At 70.4% G+C, this 16,584-nt stretch carries 17 protein-coding genes; 8 read left to right on the forward strand and 9 right to left on the reverse strand.

What is annotated here, in order from left to right; translation table 11 throughout:
- Nucleotides 1-60: 60 nt before the first annotated feature.
- Nucleotides 61-1,119, reverse strand: a complete 1,059-nt coding sequence (locus tag FCG67_RS14315) for an SGNH/GDSL hydrolase family protein (RefSeq protein ID WP_136910426.1) — start codon at nt 1,117-1,119, stop codon at nt 61-63.
- Nucleotides 1,120-1,290: 171 nt separating this feature from the next.
- On the opposite strand from FCG67_RS14315, the gene FCG67_RS14320 reads away from it, so the two are divergent.
- The 4 genes from FCG67_RS14320 (at nt 1,291) to ilvA (ending at nt 5,742) form a co-directional block, all read left to right on the forward strand.
- Complete coding sequence (locus FCG67_RS14320) at nt 1,291-2,673, forward strand: cystathionine beta-synthase (RefSeq protein WP_097212340.1); 1,383 nt, start codon at nt 1,291-1,293, stop codon at nt 2,671-2,673.
- Between the two features lie 42 nt (nt 2,674-2,715).
- Nucleotides 2,716-3,258, forward strand: a complete 543-nt coding sequence (locus FCG67_RS14325; protein ID WP_136910427.1) for a hypothetical protein — start codon at nt 2,716-2,718, stop codon at nt 3,256-3,258.
- Between the two features lie 21 nt (nt 3,259-3,279).
- Nucleotides 3,280-4,437, forward strand: a complete 1,158-nt coding sequence (locus FCG67_RS14330; RefSeq protein ID WP_136910428.1) for a cystathionine gamma-synthase — start codon at nt 3,280-3,282, stop codon at nt 4,435-4,437.
- 141 nt (nt 4,438-4,578) lie between these two features.
- Nucleotides 4,579-5,742 (forward strand): threonine ammonia-lyase, encoded by a 1,164-nt coding sequence (gene ilvA, locus FCG67_RS14335; RefSeq protein ID WP_246045096.1) that lies wholly within the window; start codon nt 4,579-4,581, stop codon nt 5,740-5,742.
- Nucleotides 5,743-5,810: 68 nt separating this feature from the next.
- Here ilvA and FCG67_RS14340 read toward each other — a convergent pair whose 3' ends face one another.
- The 3 genes from FCG67_RS14340 to FCG67_RS14350 form a co-directional block, all read right to left on the reverse strand.
- Entirely contained in the window at nt 5,811-6,518 is a 708-nt protein-coding gene (locus tag FCG67_RS14340; RefSeq protein ID WP_136910429.1) for a DM13 domain-containing protein, read from the reverse strand.
- A 66-nt stretch (nt 6,519-6,584) separates the two neighbouring features.
- Nucleotides 6,585-7,373, reverse strand: a complete 789-nt coding sequence (locus FCG67_RS14345; RefSeq protein ID WP_246045072.1) for an FAD:protein FMN transferase — start codon at nt 7,371-7,373, stop codon at nt 6,585-6,587.
- Nucleotides 7,370-7,612, reverse strand: a complete 243-nt coding sequence (locus tag FCG67_RS14350; RefSeq protein WP_136910430.1) for a hypothetical protein — start codon at nt 7,610-7,612, stop codon at nt 7,370-7,372. The genes FCG67_RS14345 and FCG67_RS14350 overlap by 4 nt, the downstream gene beginning before the upstream one ends.
- 306 nt (nt 7,613-7,918) lie before the next feature.
- Between FCG67_RS14350 and FCG67_RS14355 the strand changes: the two genes are divergently transcribed.
- Complete coding sequence (locus FCG67_RS14355; RefSeq protein WP_136910431.1) at nt 7,919-9,241, forward strand: C40 family peptidase; 1,323 nt, start codon at nt 7,919-7,921, stop codon at nt 9,239-9,241.
- Nucleotides 9,242-9,319: 78 nt separating this feature from the next.
- On the opposite strand, the gene greA is transcribed toward FCG67_RS14355, so the two are convergent.
- Nucleotides 9,320-9,814, reverse strand: a complete 495-nt coding sequence (gene greA / locus FCG67_RS14360; RefSeq protein WP_077042557.1) for a transcription elongation factor GreA — start codon at nt 9,812-9,814, stop codon at nt 9,320-9,322.
- Nucleotides 9,815-10,090: 276 nt separating this feature from the next.
- A complete protein-coding gene (locus tag FCG67_RS14365; protein WP_077042556.1) occupies nt 10,091-10,516 on the reverse strand; it encodes a DUF4307 domain-containing protein in 426 nt (141 codons plus the stop codon).
- A 196-nt stretch (nt 10,517-10,712) separates the two neighbouring features.
- Between FCG67_RS14365 and mca the strand changes: the two genes are divergently transcribed.
- Genes mca through FCG67_RS14380 form a run of 3 tightly spaced genes read left to right on the forward strand, consistent with a single transcriptional unit; the run spans nt 10,713 to nt 13,934 of the window.
- On the forward strand, nt 10,713-11,609 hold the full coding sequence (gene mca / locus FCG67_RS14370) for a mycothiol conjugate amidase Mca (protein ID WP_136910432.1): 897 nt from the start codon (nt 10,713-10,715) through the stop codon (nt 11,607-11,609).
- A complete protein-coding gene (locus tag FCG67_RS14375) occupies nt 11,606-11,896 on the forward strand; it encodes a hypothetical protein (protein WP_136910433.1) in 291 nt (96 codons plus the stop codon). The genes mca and FCG67_RS14375 overlap by 4 nt, the downstream gene beginning before the upstream one ends.
- Before the next feature lie 10 nt (nt 11,897-11,906).
- Nucleotides 11,907-13,934, forward strand: coding sequence for a thioredoxin domain-containing protein (locus tag FCG67_RS14380; RefSeq protein WP_136910434.1), 2,028 nt, complete (start codon nt 11,907-11,909; stop codon nt 13,932-13,934).
- A 30-nt stretch (nt 13,935-13,964) separates the two neighbouring features.
- Here FCG67_RS14380 and FCG67_RS14385 read toward each other — a convergent pair whose 3' ends face one another.
- The 3 genes from FCG67_RS14385 to FCG67_RS25570 form a co-directional block, all read right to left on the reverse strand.
- A complete protein-coding gene (locus tag FCG67_RS14385) occupies nt 13,965-14,945 on the reverse strand; it encodes an alpha/beta hydrolase (RefSeq protein ID WP_246045073.1) in 981 nt (326 codons plus the stop codon).
- A 24-nt stretch (nt 14,946-14,969) separates the two neighbouring features.
- Complete coding sequence (locus tag FCG67_RS14390) at nt 14,970-16,019, reverse strand: alpha/beta hydrolase (protein WP_246045074.1); 1,050 nt, start codon at nt 16,017-16,019, stop codon at nt 14,970-14,972.
- Between the two features lie 336 nt (nt 16,020-16,355).
- Nucleotides 16,356-16,481, reverse strand: a complete 126-nt coding sequence (locus tag FCG67_RS25570; protein ID WP_281282338.1) for a hypothetical protein — start codon at nt 16,479-16,481, stop codon at nt 16,356-16,358.
- Nucleotides 16,482-16,584 lie beyond the last annotated feature (103 nt).

Consider the following 16,584-nt stretch of genomic DNA (forward strand, 5'->3'; position numbering starts at 1 on the left):
ACTCCTTGCAGTAATCGGGGTGCATGGTGGGTGCCACACACTGTGGATTTGACCCAGACGTTACGTGGCGCTCGCGGCGCGCTGACGGCGCCGTCGGTCATCGACGATCTTGAGCACTCCGGAGGTCGGTTCCGGGGCCACCTGATCGGCCCCCGGCTCGCCCCTGCTGGCCCGGCGCTCGGTGTCCCGGCGCCACAGGAACCGGTTCGCGGCCTCGGTGATCCGGGCGGAGATCCGGCGCGACTCCGCGGCCTCGGAGACCTCGGGCAGCTCGGGCAGCGGACCGCCTTCCCATTCCCCGAGCGCGGTGGCGAGCACGGGCAGCAACTGCTGCGCCGCGAGCTCGTACCCGGCCGCGGAGGGATGGAAGTGGTCGGCGGAGAACATGGTGTCCGGGGCGGCCAGGAACTCCGGCGCGAGCAGGTCGGCGAGCGCGACGGGGTGGCCGCCCGCCCGCAGCACCGCCGCCGCCTGCGCCCGGGCCAGCCGGTGTCCCCACTCCCGCACCACCGACCGCAGCGGCTGTGGGATCGCGGTGACCACCCCCAGGTCCGGACAGGTGCCGACGACCACAACCGCGCCGGCCTGGCGGAGCCGCGCCACCGCATCGCCGAGCCTGCGGGCGGACGAGTGGATCGAGTTCTTGGCGGTGACGTCGTTGGCGCCCACCAGGATCACCGCGGCGTCCGGTGGGGGGCCCGCGATGAACATGGCATCGACCTGACCCTTGAGCCCCTTCGAGGTGGCGCCGCCGATCGCCTTGGTGGACAACCAGATCCGCTTGCCCGTCTCCTCGGCGAGGCCACGCGCGATCCGCACCCCCGGCACCTCGTCGGGGACCGCGCAGCCGACCCCGGCCGCGGTCGAGTCGCCGAAGATCATCAGGTGGATGTCGAATTCCGCGCCGAGGCGCCAGCGCTCGGGGGCGTCGCACCCGGCGGTGTAGATGCCGTCGGCCTCGGGTGGTTTCGCGACGTTGCGGCCGATCACGCCGCGCGCGGCGGTGGCCTGGCCCATCAGGTAGTTGTAGAGCGCCCACGACGCGGTGCCTGCCGAGGACCCCGCGACGACCGCGGCCGCGCTTGCTTTCGCGGCCGTTTTCCATCCGCTGGTGGGCACCGGATCCACCCTCCGCTCGTCGCGAGTGCTACCGGCCACAAATCTAGTGCGAAAGCCCGCGCCGCGTGGGGTCTGCGCTCGGGGACCCGACATCAAGATCGGAGCGGGCGGAGCGACGCCCGAGAAGGGACCTGGTGTTGCCCCCGTCGCGCGCTCTGGGACCATGTAGGCATGCGCATCGCGGATCATGTCACCGACCTCATCGGAAATACTCCGCTGGTCAAGCTGAACTCGGTGGTCGAGCCCGGCTCGGGGCTGGTGGCCGCCAAGATCGAGTACCTCAACCCGGGCGGCAGCTCCAAGGACCGCATCGCGGTCAAGATGATCGACGCCGCCGAGGCGTCGGGCGAGCTGAAGCCCGGCGGGACCATCGTCGAGCCGACGTCGGGCAACACCGGCATCGGGCTGGCACTGGTCGCGCAGCAGCGCGGCTACAAGTGCGTCTTCGTCTGCCCGGACAAGGTCAGCGAGGACAAGCGCAACGTCCTCAAGGCGTACGGCGCCGAGGTCGTGGTGTGCCCGACTGCGGTGGCCCCTGAGCACCCGGACAGCTACTACAACGTCTCCGACCGGCTGGCGCGGGAGCTGCCCGGCGGCTGGAAGCCCAACCAGTACTCCAACCCGGGCGGGCCGGCGAGCCACTACGAGACCACGGGCCCCGAGATCTGGCGGGACACCGAGGGCAAGATCACCCACTTCGTGGCCGGCGTCGGCACCGGCGGCACGATCACCGGCACCGGTCGCTACCTCAAGGAGGTCTCCGGCGGCAAGGTCAAGGTCATCGGCGCGGACCCGGAGGGCTCGGTGTACTCGGGCGGCACCGGTCGGCCGTACCTGGTCGAGGGCGTCGGCGAGGATTTCTGGCCCACTGCCTACGACCCCTCGGTTCCCGACGAGATCATCGCGGTCTCCGATGCCGACTCCTTCGACATGACGCGGCGCCTGGCCCGCGAGGAGGGCCTGCTGGTCGGCGGCTCCTGCGGTATGGCCGTGGTGGCCGCGCTGCGGGTCGCCGAGCGCGAGCCCGACGCGGTGATCGTGGTGCTGCTGCCCGACGGCGGCCGCGGCTACCTGTCGAAGATCTTCAACGACAAGTGGATGGCCTCGTACGGCTTCCTGCGCACCCCGCTGGACGGCAAGGTCCACGAGCCGACCGTCGGCGACGTGCTGCGGGGCAAGTCGGGCGAGCTGCCCGACCTGGTGCACACGCATCCGTCGGAGACGCTGCGCGACGCGATCGAGATCCTGCGCGAGTACGGCGTCTCGCAGATGCCGGTCGTCGGTGCCGAGCCGCCGGTGATGGCGGGCGAGGTCGCGGGCAGCGTCACTGAGCGGGACCTGCTCTCGGCGGTGTTCGAGGGCCGGGCGCAGCTGGCCGATCCGGTCGCCAAGCACATGAGCCCGCCGTTCCCGCTGATCGGCTCGGGCGAGCCGGTGACCGCCGCGACCAAGGCGCTCGGGGACTCGGACGCGCTGATGGTGGTCGACGACGGCAAGCCCGTCGGTGTCATCACCCGGCACGACCTGCTCGGATTCCTCAGCGCCGGGGGATAGCTCGACCGGCCCCTGCCCGCCCGGTGCCGTTAGGATCCCCGCATGGGGGAGATGAGATTTCGGGTGGGGATGGTCGCCGCGGCGACCGCGGTGCTGGTTTCCGGATGTTCGACGGTGACCAGCGGGACACCGGTCGCGGAGTCGGAGGGTTCGGACGGCGGTGCCGCGGTGGCGCTGTCCGCGGGCGAGGCGCCGGACTGCGCCACGATGGCCGGGGCGTTGGGTGGCCTGGTGGCAGGCATGCCGCTGGCGAACCAGACCACGCTGCCGGGCTCCACGGACCCGCTCTGCCTGTGGTCGGACGGGGACTTCACCGGCACCCAGCGCAATCTCTTCGTCAGCGTCAAGGCCAACGGGTTCACCGAGGCGATGCTGGAGGCCTCCAGGGGGAAGACGAGCCTCGGCGTGGTCGACGAGCCGCGCGCCGACGCGCTGGGTGGGCTGGTGATCAAGGTCAACGACACCGTGTACACGCTGACGATGGCCGGTCGCAGTGTCGATGCAGGCAGCCACGGCAGCCAGGGATACACGGAATCGGAGTACATCGACGCGCTGGTCTCGGTTGCCCGATTACTCACCGAATAGCGGCTCGCTAGGCTTACCGGCATGAGCGAGCACAGCAACGCAGAGCAGGGATTCTCCACCAGGGCCGTTCACGCCGGGTACGAGCCGGATCCGCTGACCGGCGCGGTGAACGTGCCGATCTACGCCAGCTCGACCTTCGCCCAGGACGGCGTCGGCGGCATGCGGAGCGGGTTCGAGTACGCGCGCACCGGGAACCCGACCCGGCGTCCGCTCGAGGCCAACCTGGCCGCTCTCGAGTCGGGCACCTATGGTCGTGCGTTCGCGTCCGGCATGGCGGCCACGGACTGCCTCCTGCGCTCGGTCCTGCGTCCCGGTGATCACTTGGTGATCCCGAACGACGCCTACGGCGGCACCTTCCGGCTGATCGACAAGGTGTTCACCCAGTGGGGCATCGAGCACACTCCGGCCCCGGTGTCCGATGTGGACGCGGTCCGCGCCGCGATCCGCCCGAACACCAAGCTGGTGTGGGTGGAGACCCCGACCAACCCGCTGCTCAATATCGGCGACATCGAGGCACTCGCCGGGGTCGCGCACGAGGCCGGGGCAAAGCTGGTGGTGGACAACACCTTCGCGTCGCCGTACCTGCAGCAGCCGCTCGGCCTCGGTGCCGACATCGCGCTCCACTCGACCACCAAGTACATCGGCGGGCACTCCGACGTCGTCGGCGGCGCGCTCGTCACCGACGACGAGGAACTCGACACCGCCTTCGCGTTCCTGCAGAACGGCGCGGGCGCGGTGCCTGGCCCGTTCGACGCGTACCTGACCATGCGCGGCATCAAGACCCTCGCGCTGCGGATGGAGCGGCACAGCGAGAACGCCGAGCAGATCGTCGACCTGCTCACCGGCCACGCCGCGGTGTCGCAGGTCATCTACCCGGGCCTCGAGTCGCACCCGGGCCACCAGGTGGCGGCCAAGCAGATGCGCCGCTTCGGTGGCATGATCTCGGTGCGCCTCAAGGGCGGCAAGCAGGCCGCGCTCGACTTCTGCTCGCGGACCGAGATCTTCACGCTCGCCGAGTCCCTCGGCGGTGTCGAGTCGCTGATCGAGCACCCCGGCGCGATGACCCACGCCTCGACCGCGGGCTCCGCGCTCGAGGTGCCGGACGACCTGGTCCGGCTCTCGGTCGGCATCGAGGACGCTGTCGACCTCATCGCCGATGTGGAGCAGGCACTGAAGTAGGCAGCTCCGCTGCCCGTGCGCGGTTGACGAGTCCTGAGACTCGTCAACCGCGCACGGGCGCCGCAGGCGCCTTACGCTGGCGCTGTGGAACTCGTGACGAGGGACCAGATCGCGGCGGCGGCCGATCGGCTCGCCCCGGTGATGCGCAAGACGCCGATGCTCGCGTCGCGAGTGCTCTCGGAGCGCTGCGCCCACGACGTGTGGCTCAAGTGTGAAAACCTTCAGCGCACAGGCTCTTTCAAACCCCGTGGCGCCTACAACCGGATCGCGAACCTGACCCCCGAGCAGCGGGAGGGCGGCGTGGTCGCGGCCAGCGCGGGCAACCATGCCCAGGGCGTCGCTTGGGCCGCAAGCCGGCTCGGCATCGAGTCGACGGTCTTCATGCCGGTCGGGGCGGCGCTGCCGAAGCTCGTCGCGACCAAGGCGTACGGCGCGACGGTCCACCTGCGCGGGCACACCGTCGACGAGGCACTCGTGGCCGCCAAAGAGTTCGCCGCAGCGACAGGGGCCGTGCTCATCCACCCGTTCGATCACGTCGACGTGGTCGCGGGCCAGGCCACCGTCGGACTGGAGATCCTCGAGCAGCTGCCGGAGGTCGGGACCATCGTGGTGCCGACCGGCGGCGGCGGGCTGCTCGCCGGGATCGCGGCGGCGGTCCGGGACTCGGGCCGCCGGGTGCGCCTCGTCGGCGTGCAGGCCGAGCAGGCGGCGGCCTGGCCGAGGTCGCTCGCCGAGGGCGCACCCGTCGAGGCGGAGGCCCTGTCCACCATGGCCGACGGGATCGCCATCGGACTCCCGGGCGCGGTGCCGTTCGCGCACGTCAACGCCCTGGTGGACGAGGTGGTCACGGTCAGCGAGGACGCGCTGTCCCGGGCCCTGTTGCTGTGCAGCGAGCGGGCCAAGCTGATCGTCGAGCCGGCTGGAGCGGCGGCGGTGGCCGCCCTGATGACCTGCACGGCGGAGCAGCTGCGGCTGGAGGGGCCCGTGTGCGCGGTGCTGTCCGGCGGCAACATCGACCCGTTGCTGCTCACCCACGTGATCACCCACGGTCTGCGGGCCGCCGGGCGCTACCTGGTCGTGCGGGTCACCATCCCGGACCGGCCCGGCGGGCTGGTGCGGCTGCTGGGCGTGGTCAGCGAGCGCGGCGCCAGCGTGGTGGACGTGGTGCACTCGCGGACCGCACGGGACCTCGGCCTGGACGAGGTGGAGGTGCTGTTGACCCTGGAGACCAGGGGGCCCGACCACCGCGACGAGGTGCTGGGCGCCCTCGACGCCGCCGGCTTCGCCGTGGGGGTGCAGGAGTAGGCGCAGCGGCGCCCGTGCGTGGTTGACGAGTCTCCACACTCGGCAACCGCGCACAGGCGCGCAGCCGCCTAGGCGATGGTCGCGTTCGCGACCGGGACTTCGAACACCCGGCACCAGATGAGCACCGTGGTGGCCGGCCCGATCTCGACCTCGGCGGGCAGCTCGTAGTTCTGGTCGCCGCGGCTGCCCTTCAACGCCCCCAGCCGGACCGGCTCGGGGCTCCGGACATCGGCCCCGTCGATGAGGTGCACGAAGTAGTCGGGTCCCGCCTCGACCTCGAAGTTCTCGAAACGCAGCACGCGACGTCCGTCGCCCAGGTCCAGCAGTCGTGCGGAACCCGTTGCGTCGTGGTCGATTCCGACGAACTCCGCGGCGCCGATCTCGTGCGCGCCGACGGGGTGGTCCCCATTCGGTTCGAGCACGGCCACCCCGACGAGCGGATCGGGTTCTCGAACCTCGGTGCCGCGGAACGTCGGCACGATGACGAGCGCGATGACCGCCGCGGCGAGCAGGGTCTGCGCGAGCGCGCCGATCCAGACGCGGCGGGTCAGCCGGTACAGCGCCCATCCGAGCAGCAGGAACAGCGCAAGCGCGGCCGCGGCGATGGCGAGCGTCCGGGGATGGGTGGAGGTGTTCGAGACGAGGTTCGGCGGGATCTCGTAGATCAGGGCGAGGGCGCCAACGGCCAGACCCGCGGCGATCAGGACGAGCAGCGATCCGGTCAGCCGCCGTCGACGGCGGAAGGGGCCGATCTCGGGCCCGGATCGAATCGCCATGTCGTCAAGCGTAGGCCCGCGTGCTCGCCGCGGTGGCGTTGTTCTCTTGCGCGACAACGCGGTCGATCACGGCCAGCCGCAGAGCCGGGTGACCCGGAAGTCCTGGTCCACCAGCCGGGCGGGCATCCCGAGCTCCTCGAGCCAGGCGAGCGTCTCCTTGCCCCCACGGACCGCCGCCCTGCTGGCCGCGGCGGCGGCCAGGGCGGAGCCGGCGACCACGGACACGGTGCGCCAATGCGGCGCCTCGGCGGGATCCGGGTGCAGCGGGCTGACCGTGCTGGCGGTCGCGAGGCCGGAGCCGGACGGGATCGAGACCTGACACGACGGGTCGCCTGGCAGGTCCTCGACCTTGATCTGCCAGCCGCTGAGCGGCTCCGGACCCGCGGTCGCCACGTCGCCACCGAGGCTGACCAGCACCCCGCAGCCGAGCAGCTCGGCGACGGCGGTGGCGCACCGGTCGGCCGTGACGGAGCGGGCGGTCGCGGACACGTCGAGGGTCAGCCCGGCGGGGAGGGTGACGTCGTGGCCGCGAACGGTCACGGAGCGCCAACGGTCTGGTTGCGTGCCGCCGACCGTGGGGTCGAGGACGCCCGCCGTCAGCTCGGCGGCCAGGAGGGCCCTGCTGACCTGCTCGGCGAGCAGGACGCTCACCCGGGTCGTGCTGCCTGCGGACCGGTTGAGTGCCGCGATCTCGGAGTCTTCTCGGGTGGCACTGGTCGCGACGTCGGCGGCGGCCAGGTGTCCGCGGACCATGTTCCAGGCGGATTCCAGCATGTCGGGGTCGGCTACGACCACCGTCGCGCGCACGCCCCACATCGACCAGCTCTTTGCGGCCTTGTCCGCCGCGAGCGTCACGACCCGCCCGAGATCACGTCGAACTGCCCGGCGCCCCGGGTGACGATCGGGCCTGCGCCGTTCGAACGGTTCGAATCAGCGGCGATGACCGTCCCCGCATCCGCGGAGGGGGCGTCTCCGAGCGCGAACGACGTGCCAGCGAGGGATCCGACGCTGAGCGCACCGACGATGCCGGACGCCGCGACGGCACGGCGGAATCGGGACGTCCGGTGGGGCTGCTCTGCGGGTCGCTCGCTCATGACGACCAGGATCCACCGCGAGCCTGAGAGAGACCTGAGGGTCTGCTGAAATTCTGGTTCTTGGCCTGAAATGTCGCGGCGTGCGGGCATACGCTCCGTGAGTGCGCAGTTTTCCCCGCCCGAAGTGGGCCGATCCGCCGGCAGATGCACAGTCGGCGGCGGCTAACGCCGGACCGGCACGCCGCGATACAGGCGTCGTGTGGGTTCGGGAAACACGGTTCGATCGATGTGATCGAAATCGCCCCGCGGCCGGGTCGGGGGACCTAGCGTTGCACCTGATAGCCCGCTCGAAGTTTGGAGTTGCGAATGCCGGTTGATCCAACGGCGGTGATCGTGGCAGTTGCCACTGCCCTCGGCGGCCTCGTTCAAGGGGCCGACATCCCATTACCGGTGAAGGATCAAGCAGCACAAGCGATTCAGTCTTTCGAGGCGTCGGCACCCGCGGCGTCGCAGCAGATCAACGACGTCATCGGGATGTTGCCCGAGCAGATGCAGGGTCAGGCACAGCAGGCCGTCGCGGATGCTGCTGCCGCAGTGGAGGATTCAATCCAGCCGTACCTCCCACCCGCCCCGCAGGCCGCCCCGGGGGCGCCGGCCGTGCCGCCGCCCGCGGTGGTCGCGCCACCGGTGCCGGAGGCGCCCCGCTACACGGCGCCGCCGGCGCTGCAGGCGACCCCGATCGGCGGCGACCCCAGCCGGATGCTGCCCGACGCGTTGACCGACCTCCCCGAGATGGTGATGGCCCCGATCGGCGCGATCGCGGTCTTCGTGCCGTGGCTGAAGAAGGCGGGCGAGATCTGCGAGGGCATCAAGCCGCCGGTCCTCGCCGCGCTCTATTCGGCGGAGAACGGTTTCCGGTACGGCCCGACGGCGCCGGTGTCCAGGGACGGAGCGCGCGGTCCGGGTCAGTTCATGCCGGGCACCTGGGCCAAGTACGGCAAGGATGCCGACGGCGACGGCAAGGCGGACATCCTCGGCGTCGCGGACTCGGTGATGGCCTCGGGGCACCTGCTCTGCGACATGTACACCGAGATCGAGGGATGGCAGAAGCAGGGCCTGGTCAAGGGCGACACCCTTGATCTGGCCATCGCCGGATACAACGCGGGGGTCGGGGCCGTGCGGCGGTCCGGCGGGATGCCGTCCGGGCTGCCCGACTACGAGAACCAGACCAAGCCGTACGTGAAGAAGATCCGGGCCAGCGAGGCCCGATTCGCGGGGATCCTCACCCCGTTCGTCGGTGGCAACTTCGGCGACGGGATCGGCGGCAAGATCGTCGAGGCCGCGCTGCGGTACCTGGGCCTGCCCTACGTCTGGGGCGGCGGCAACATCAACGGACCCTCCGGGGGCGGCTTCGACTGCTCCGGGCTGACGTCCTACGCGGTGTACTCCGCGACCGGCGACCTCCTGAAGCTGCCGCGGACCTCGGAGACCCAGTGGAACGTCGGCGAGGAGATCCCGCTGGCCGAGGCCAGGCCGGGCGACCTGCTGTTCGGTAACTGGCAGTCGGGTGGGCCGGGGCACGTCGCGATCTACATCGGTAACGGGCAGATGGTGCACGCCCCGCAGACCGGCGACGTGGTCCGGGTCGGGCCGGTGTTCGACGGGATGAAGGTCCGCCGGATGGTGTGACGCGGCTCCGCCACAGACGAACGAACCCCGGTCCGAGTTGCTCGGACCGGGGTTCGTCTGTGCGGGTGATACCGCGGATCAGCTGTGGTACGGCTCCGCGCTGACGAGCGTCACCTGCATGGTGTTGCCGTTGGGGAGCGTGTATTTGCGGGTCTCGCCGACCTTCGCCTCGAGCAGGGCGCTGCCCAGCGGGGAGTTGGGGGAGTAGACCTCGAGCTTGTTGTCGCGGGCACCCTCTTCGCGGGTGGCGATCAGGAAGGTCTCGGTGTCGGACTTGTCGCCGTCGTAGTAGACCTTGACCACGGAACCGGGCAGTGCCACACCGGACTGGGTCGGCGCCTCGCCGACCTTCGCGCTGTTGAGCAGCTCCTGGAGCTGGCGGATGCGGGCCTCCTGCTGGCCCTGCTCCTCGCGTGCCGCGTGGTAGCCGCCGTTCTCCTTGAGGTCGCCTTCCTCGCGTCGCTCGTTGATCTCGGCCGCGATGACCGGGCGGTTGGCAATGAGCTGGTCGAGTTCGCTCTTGAGCCGGTCGTGTGACTCCTGGGTAAGCCAGGTCACCTGGGTCTCGGTCATGCTCGATCACTCCTCGTAGTCGGAACCCATCCGGGTCCCCTGGGCGGGCCACTGAACTCCAGTGGCCTTCGGCGACGAGAGCGCGCCTACCCCCGGTGGTTGGATCCCCCCGGTTCGCTCAGTCATGTGAGCGGTGCACCCTGCCGCTATGCATCTATACGCAAATGCAGCAATACACGGTTCCAGAGCCGGAACCGTGTACCCGAGGATTCTAGCACGAGCAGGGATTTCTCCATGAAAATCGCGCTGGTGCGGGCCCGGGGCGGCCCGGCCGGATCAGCCGGTGGTCAGGTACTCCGGCACGGTCGTCCCGCAGCCGTAGATGTCGGCGATGGCGGGGCGCTGAGACGTTCTGATCAGCGTGGTCACGTCGACGGTGCCGCTGTCCGACGGTCCCAGGTACACCTCGCGGCGACCGGTCTCGGAGCCGTCCCTCGATCGGGCCCGGACGATGCAGACGGCGGGCTCGGACGGGTCCTCGCGGGTCACCGTGAACCGGATGCTGATCGTCGACTCGTCCACCAGGTTGTACGCGATCGACTGGCCCTCGACGTCGTCGCCGGCGAACTTGTTGTACGCGAAGAAGGCCAGAGCGAGCCCAAGGAGCACCACGCCGATGCTCAGGATGATCGCCACCACCCGGGATCCGCGCAGATCGCGCGTTGGCGTCGGGTAACGGTCGGCGGGAGGCGTCTCGGTCATATCGCTCAGCTCTCGTACAGCGGCACCGGGCCTGCGACGGCCCGGTCGGCGTACCTCGCACGCTGCTGGGGCGGGGCCACGGCTGACGTCGGAAGTACCGGGTGGAACTATAGGGGAAGGACAACGGTGCGTTGTCGGCGGACGTCGGCGTCGGACCACCACGTCGCTACAGGCGAAGCTGAGGTGAAGGAGCACTGTGAGCGGATTGCGTCTCATGGCCGTGCACGCCCATCCCGACGACGAGTCGAGCAAGGGTGCCGCCACCACGGCCAGGTACTCGGCCGAGGGCAACGAGGTTCTGGTGGTGACGCTGACCGGCGGCGAGCGCGGCGACATCCTCAACCCCGCGATGGATGTGCCCGGCGTACGCGACCGGATCAGCGAGGTGCGCAAGGAGGAGATGGCCGAGGCCGCCCGCATCCTCGGCGTCCAGCAGCTCTGGCTCGGCTTCGTCGACTCCGGGCTGCCCGAGGGCGACCCACTGCCGCCGCTGCCCGACGGCTGCTTCGCGTTGGTGCCGCTGGAGGAGTCCACCGAGGCGCTGGTCAAGGTGATCCGCGAGTTCCGTCCGCACGTCATCACCACCTACGACGAGAACGGCGGATACCCGCACCCCGATCACATCCGCTGCCACGAGGTGTCGGTGGCCGCGTTCGAGGCCGCGGGCGACCCCGAGCGTTTTCCGGGGGTGGGGGAGCCGTGGGAGCCGCTGAAGCTCTACTACTCGCACGGCTTCATCCGTAAGCGCCTGCTGCTGTTCCAGGACGAGTACGACCGCCGCGGCGAGGAGTTCCCGATGGCGGAGTGGCTCAAGAAGTGGCGGACCGAGCAGGGCGACCTGATGGCGCGGGTGACCACCCAGATCGTCTGCGGTGACTACTTCCCGCAGCGCGACGACGCCCTGCGTGCGCACGCCACCCAGATCGACCCCAACGGGTCGTTCTTCGCGGTGCCGCTGGACATTCAGCAGAAGATCTGGCCGACCGAGGAGTTCGAGCTCGCGAAGACGAGGGTGCGCACCGCGATCCCGGAGTCCGACCTGTTCGCAGGCATCGACCACGTCGGCTACGGCCACCCTGAGGAGAAGAAGTGATCTTGGCAAGTGCGGCCGGCTGGCTGGCACAGACCCCCAGCAACCCGGTCGGCCCGGAGTTCGGCAAGGCATCACCGATCGGCTTCGTCATCATCGTCGCCCTGCTCGTCGGCACGGTGCTGCTGGTCCGCTCGATGAACAAGCAGCTCCGCAAGCTGCCCGACACCTTCGAGCCGGAGCATCCTGAGCTCGACCAGGCCGCGGACGAGGGCACCGATCGGGGCGCGGCCGGCGAGACGCCCACCGACGAGAAGAACGCCGAACCGCCGACCGGCTCGGCGAGCTAGGCAGCGCGCCATGTCGGCCCTGGCCCGAAACACTCTCGGTGGGGCGACGAGCCCCTACCTGCGTCAGCACGCCGACAACCCCGTGCACTGGCAGCAGTGGGGCCCGGAGGCGCTGGAGTGGGCGCGCGAGCGAGACGTGCCGATCCTGCTCTCCGTCGGCTACTCCGCCTGCCATTGGTGTCACGTGATGGCCCACGAGTCCTTCGAGGACGAGGCGACCGCGGCGCTGATGAACGAGAACTTCGTCTGCATCAAGGTGGACCGCGAGGAGCGGCCGGATCTCGATGCGGTCTACATGAACGCGACCGTCGCGATGACCGGCCAGGGCGGCTGGCCGATGACCTGCTTCCTGACCCCCTCGGCCGAGCCGTTCTACTGCGGCACCTACTACCCGACGGTGCCGCGCGGCGGGATGCCGTCCTTCACCCAGCTGCTCGAGGCCATCGCGGACACCTGGCGGGGCAGGCGCGGGGAGGTGGAGGAGGCGTCCGCGGCGATCACGGCACAGCTGACCGCCAATGCCGCAGGGGTTCCGGGGGGACAGGTGGTCCTCGACGCGAACCTGCTGGACGCCGCGATCGTCGCCGCACTGCGCGACGAGGACCAGGACAGGGGCGGTTTCGGGGCGGCACCCAAGTTCCCGCCGTCCGCGCTGATGGAGGGGCTGCTGCGCGGTTACGAGCGCAGCGGGGACGCGAAAGTGCTTGCCGCGGTGGAACGTACCGCGGAGGCGATGGCGCGCGGCGGGATCTACGACCAGCTGGGCGGCGGGTTCGCGCGCTACTCGGTGGATGCCGACTGGGTGGTCCCGCATTTCGAGAAGATGCTCTACGACAACGCCCAGCTGTTGCGGGCGTACGCCCACCTGGGGCGGCGGACGGGGTCTGCGCTGGCGATCCGGGTGGCCGAGGAGACGGTCGAGTTCCTGCTGCGGGACCTGCGCACCGAGTCCGGCTGTTACGCCTCGGCGCTGGACGCCGACACCGACGGCATCGAGGGCCTGACCTACGCGTGGACCCCGGACGAGCTGCTCTCTGTCCTGGGCTTCGAGGACGGTGTGTGGGCCGCGGGGCTGCTCGCCGTGAGCTCCGCGGGCACCTTCGAGGCGGGCACCTCGGTGCTGCAGCTGCCCGCGGATCCCGAGGACCCCGCGCGCTGGGACTCGGTGCGGTCGAGGCTGTTCGAGGCGCGGTCGGGTCGCCCGCAGCCGGGGCGTGACGACAAGGTCGTCACCGCCTGGAACGGTCTCGTGGTCACGGCCCTTGCCGAGGCGGGCGCCGGGCTCGGCCGCCCCGACTGGGTGGAGGCCGCGGCGCACTGCGCCCGGACGCTCCTCGACGAGCACCTGGTCGACGGTCGACTGCGCCGGGCCTCGCTCGGCGGTGTGGTCGGCGACGCGGCAGCGGTGCTCGATGATCACGGCGCGCTTGCGGTCGGGCTGCTCGCCCTGCACCAGGCGACCGGCGACCTCGAATGGCTCACCCGCGCAGAGGAACTCATCGACCTGGCGATCGCACACTTTGCCGATCCCGAGGAGCCGGGCAGCTGGTTCGACACCGCCGACGACGCCGAGGCCCTGATCACCCGGCCGCGCGACCCCTTCGACGGGGCGACTCCGTCGGGGGCGTCCACGATGGCGGAGGCGTTGCTGGCCGCCGCGGCGCTGGCCGGTCCCGAGCGTTCCGCCCGGTACGCGGCCGCGGCCGCCGACACCCTGGACCGCGGGGCGCTGTTGCTCGCGCGGGCGGCCAGGTCCGCGGGGCACTGGCTGGCCGTGGCCGAGGCCTCGGTGCGCGGACCGATACAGGTCGCGGTGTCGATGACCGGCGCGGGCGCCGACCTGCTGGACGCGGCCCGCCGCGAGGCGCCGGGTGGCGCGGTGGTGATCGGCGGTGCGCCGGACACGTCGCCGCTGCTCGTCGACCGCCCGCTGGTCGACGGCGAACCGGCCGCCTACGTGTGTCGAGTGTTCGTCTGCGACCGGCCGGTGACCGGCGCCGAGGAGTTGCGTGGACTACTGGCGGTCCCCGCGCCGTAGCCGACGCTGCTGACGGTGGCCTCGGCTCGGTCAGCCGCCGGTCGCCGCGCGAATCGTGGGCCACGACCTGCCGAGTTCGTCCCGCCAGTAGGGCCATGCGTGCAGCCCCACCGGGGCGGCACCCCTTGTGACGTGGGCGCCGGCCCCGCGCAAGGTCTGAGCGAGTTGATCGGTGCAGAGCGAGACGGCGAATTCCATCACGCCGCCGACCACGAGCGACTGTGCGAAGCCGGGGGCGTTCGGGTTCTCGTGCGGTCCAGGCAGACCGGAGCCGGAGGACAGGTACACGGGTTTGCCTGCCAGCCGCGGGGCTCCGAGAAACACGTCGTGCGAGCGCCACGCCTCGCTGCCCGGTGGCCCCCACATCTGGTCGGAGGTCCCGTTGCCGTTGATGACCACGAGATCGGTCAGTGCCTTGCCTGCCGGTCCCTCGGTGAGATAGCAGCCGCTGTATCCGACGGCGCCGTCGTAGACCTCGGGCGCCCGCTCGGCGAGCATCATCGCCGCGGTGGCACCCATCGAGATCCCGCCGATCGCGTTGCGGCCGTTGGTGCCGAACCGGGCGTCGATCAGCGGCGGCAGTTCCCGGGAAAGGAACGACTCCCATTGGGTACGACCGAATTTCGGGTGGTCCTGCACCCAGTCGGTGTACATGCTGCCGGTGCCGCCGATCGGGAAAACAACGTTGACGTCCTTGCCGGCGAAGAACGCCGCCGCATCGCCCCGGGCGGGGTCGAGCCAGTTGTTGTCGTCGACCTGTCCGGAGTTGCCGTCGAGCAGGTAATAGACGCCGTGGGGTCGGCTGCGGTCGGCGGCGGGGAGCACCTTCACCGGCACCTCGCGTCGCATCGCGGGGGAGGCGACCTGCAGCAACATCACCCCGCCGCTCAGCTCGGTGGCGCTGGTGACGGCGGGCGTGGCGTCCGCGGCCACCGGGACGTAGTCCGGGACCACGGTCTGCGCCGCGGCCCCCGGCGCGCCCAGGACCGCCGCCGCGATCGCCGCGAACATTGTCGATGCGCCTCGCATGCCGCCTCAGATCCCGAGCGAACGGGCGATCATCGGCCACGACGCGTGCAGGTCGTCCTGCCAGTAGCCCCACGAATGGGTTCCGGCGGGCCGGAAGTCGAAGACCACGTTGTCCATGCCGAGTTCGCGCGTGCGGTCGGCGAGCCTGTGGGTGCAGTAGTTGGTGGCGGACTCGATCACGCCGCCGACCACGATCTGACTGCCCAGGGTGAGCCAGTAGCCCTTCAGTCTCGGGTTGCCCAGCGTGTCGTGCGGGCCGGGCAACCCGCTGCCGTTGGAGACATAGATGGGGATGCGCGGCAGCCTGGCCGCGTTCACATAGGGGTCGCGGGCGGTCCACTCGGGATCGCCTGGCGGGCCCCACATGTTCTCCGCCTTCCCGCTGCCCGCCCCGACCACCATCGTCACGAACTGGCGCCCCGGCATCTCGCTTGACATCGCGCAGCCGCTGTAGGAGGCGACGCTGCGATAGAGCGTCGGAGCCTGGATGGCGAGGTCGAGCACGGCGGTGCCCGTCATGGACAGGCCCGCCAGCGAGTTCTCGCCGGTGGTGGCGAAGGCGGAATCGATCACCGGCGGGAGCTCCCGCGTCAGGAACGTGGTCCACATGTTCCTGCCGTTGTTGTCGTTGGTCTTCGCCAGACCGGGATCCGTGTTACGCCAGTCGGTGTAGTAGCTGAACGCGCCCTCCATCGGGGTCACCACGGTGACGTGCTTGTCCGCGAAGAACTGGGCGACGTCGGTCTGCCCCTGCCAGGACGCACCGTCCTCGCCGCCGCCCGCCCCGTTGAGCAGGTACAGCGTCGGCGCCGGGCGGTCCGAGTCCATCGGACGCAGCACCTGAAGCGGGATGTTCCGATCCATCGAGGGCGAATAGACCTCGATGTCGATGCGCCGGTCGGGGCCCTGTTGCTCGCTGACGATCGCGGCCCCGGTGGGCTGGGCGGCGGCGGTCGGCGCAGTGGTGACGGCGATCGCCGTGCACACCCCGAGGATCAGGGTCGTGGCAACTCCGCGTCGGCGCCGCGCGGGCATCTGGTCGCTGTGGCTGTCCATCTGGCTCCTCCTGATCACGCAGGGAAGGCGGCGGGGGTCGTGCCCGGCTCGGGCCCGCGTGGGGAGAACCCGCGCGGGCCCGAGGTCACACTCGATGTCGAACGAGGCTACTTACCGGCTCCCGGCGTGCCGCCGCTGAGCGCGATCAGCGCGTTGATCACCTTTTGGCCGTTGTCGTTCATGCTCGTCACGATGGGTCCGAGCACTTCACCGATCGATCCCATTTCTCTCCTCAAGGTAGGACGAGGGTCGTCACATCCGCCCTCGCGTGGTCGAAAGTGGTGTCGCAGTTGGTGTTACAACGAATTCGCGCGGTCGCGGAGACCGCCCCGTGTCCTAGGCGGGCGGCGTCCCTACGCTGCCCTCCATCGATCCCATGAAGACCTCGAACAACCCGTCAGCGGCCATCATCGACCCCAGCCCGGGGATGATCGCCCCGATGATGTCTCCCAAAGACCCCACGTGTGCCTCCTCAAGTCATACCTCGGATGCGGTGCGTGATCTCGCCAGTGATTCCGCGGGCTCATGCACCGTTCGGATCGTCACGACCGGTTGGTTCGTGACG

Origin of the sequence: Rhodococcus oryzae (assembly GCF_005049235.1) — a bacterium.
Lineage (GTDB): Bacteria > Actinomycetota > Actinomycetes > Mycobacteriales > Mycobacteriaceae > Rhodococcus_G > Rhodococcus_G oryzae.

What these genes read in the sequence shown, in the direction of transcription:
- FCG67_RS14355 (WP_136910431.1), top strand. Translation starts at nt 7,919, where the DNA reads ATGCCGGTTGATCCAACGGCGGTGATCGTGGCAGTTGCCACTGCCCTC.
- FCG67_RS14330 (WP_136910428.1), top strand. Translation starts at nt 3,280, where the DNA reads ATGAGCGAGCACAGCAACGCAGAGCAGGGATTCTCCACCAGGGCCGTT.
- FCG67_RS14350 (WP_136910430.1), bottom strand. Translation starts at nt 7,612, where the DNA reads ATGAGCGAGCGACCCGCAGAGCAGCCCCACCGGACGTCCCGATTCCGC.
- FCG67_RS14385 (WP_246045073.1), bottom strand. Translation starts at nt 14,945, where the DNA reads ATGTTCGCGGCGATCGCGGCGGCGGTCCTGGGCGCGCCGGGGGCCGCG.
- FCG67_RS14320 (WP_097212340.1), top strand. Translation starts at nt 1,291, where the DNA reads ATGCGCATCGCGGATCATGTCACCGACCTCATCGGAAATACTCCGCTG.
- FCG67_RS14325 (WP_136910427.1), top strand. Translation starts at nt 2,716, where the DNA reads ATGGGGGAGATGAGATTTCGGGTGGGGATGGTCGCCGCGGCGACCGCG.
- greA (WP_077042557.1), bottom strand. Translation starts at nt 9,814, where the DNA reads ATGACCGAGACCCAGGTGACCTGGCTTACCCAGGAGTCACACGACCGG.
- FCG67_RS14340 (WP_136910429.1), bottom strand. Translation starts at nt 6,518, where the DNA reads ATGGCGATTCGATCCGGGCCCGAGATCGGCCCCTTCCGCCGTCGACGG.
- FCG67_RS14390 (WP_246045074.1), bottom strand. Translation starts at nt 16,019, where the DNA reads ATGGACAGCCACAGCGACCAGATGCCCGCGCGGCGCCGACGCGGAGTT.
- FCG67_RS14365 (WP_077042556.1), bottom strand. Translation starts at nt 10,516, where the DNA reads ATGACCGAGACGCCTCCCGCCGACCGTTACCCGACGCCAACGCGCGAT.
- ilvA (WP_246045096.1), top strand. Translation starts at nt 4,579, where the DNA reads ATGCGCAAGACGCCGATGCTCGCGTCGCGAGTGCTCTCGGAGCGCTGC.
- FCG67_RS14380 (WP_136910434.1), top strand. Translation starts at nt 11,907, where the DNA reads ATGTCGGCCCTGGCCCGAAACACTCTCGGTGGGGCGACGAGCCCCTAC.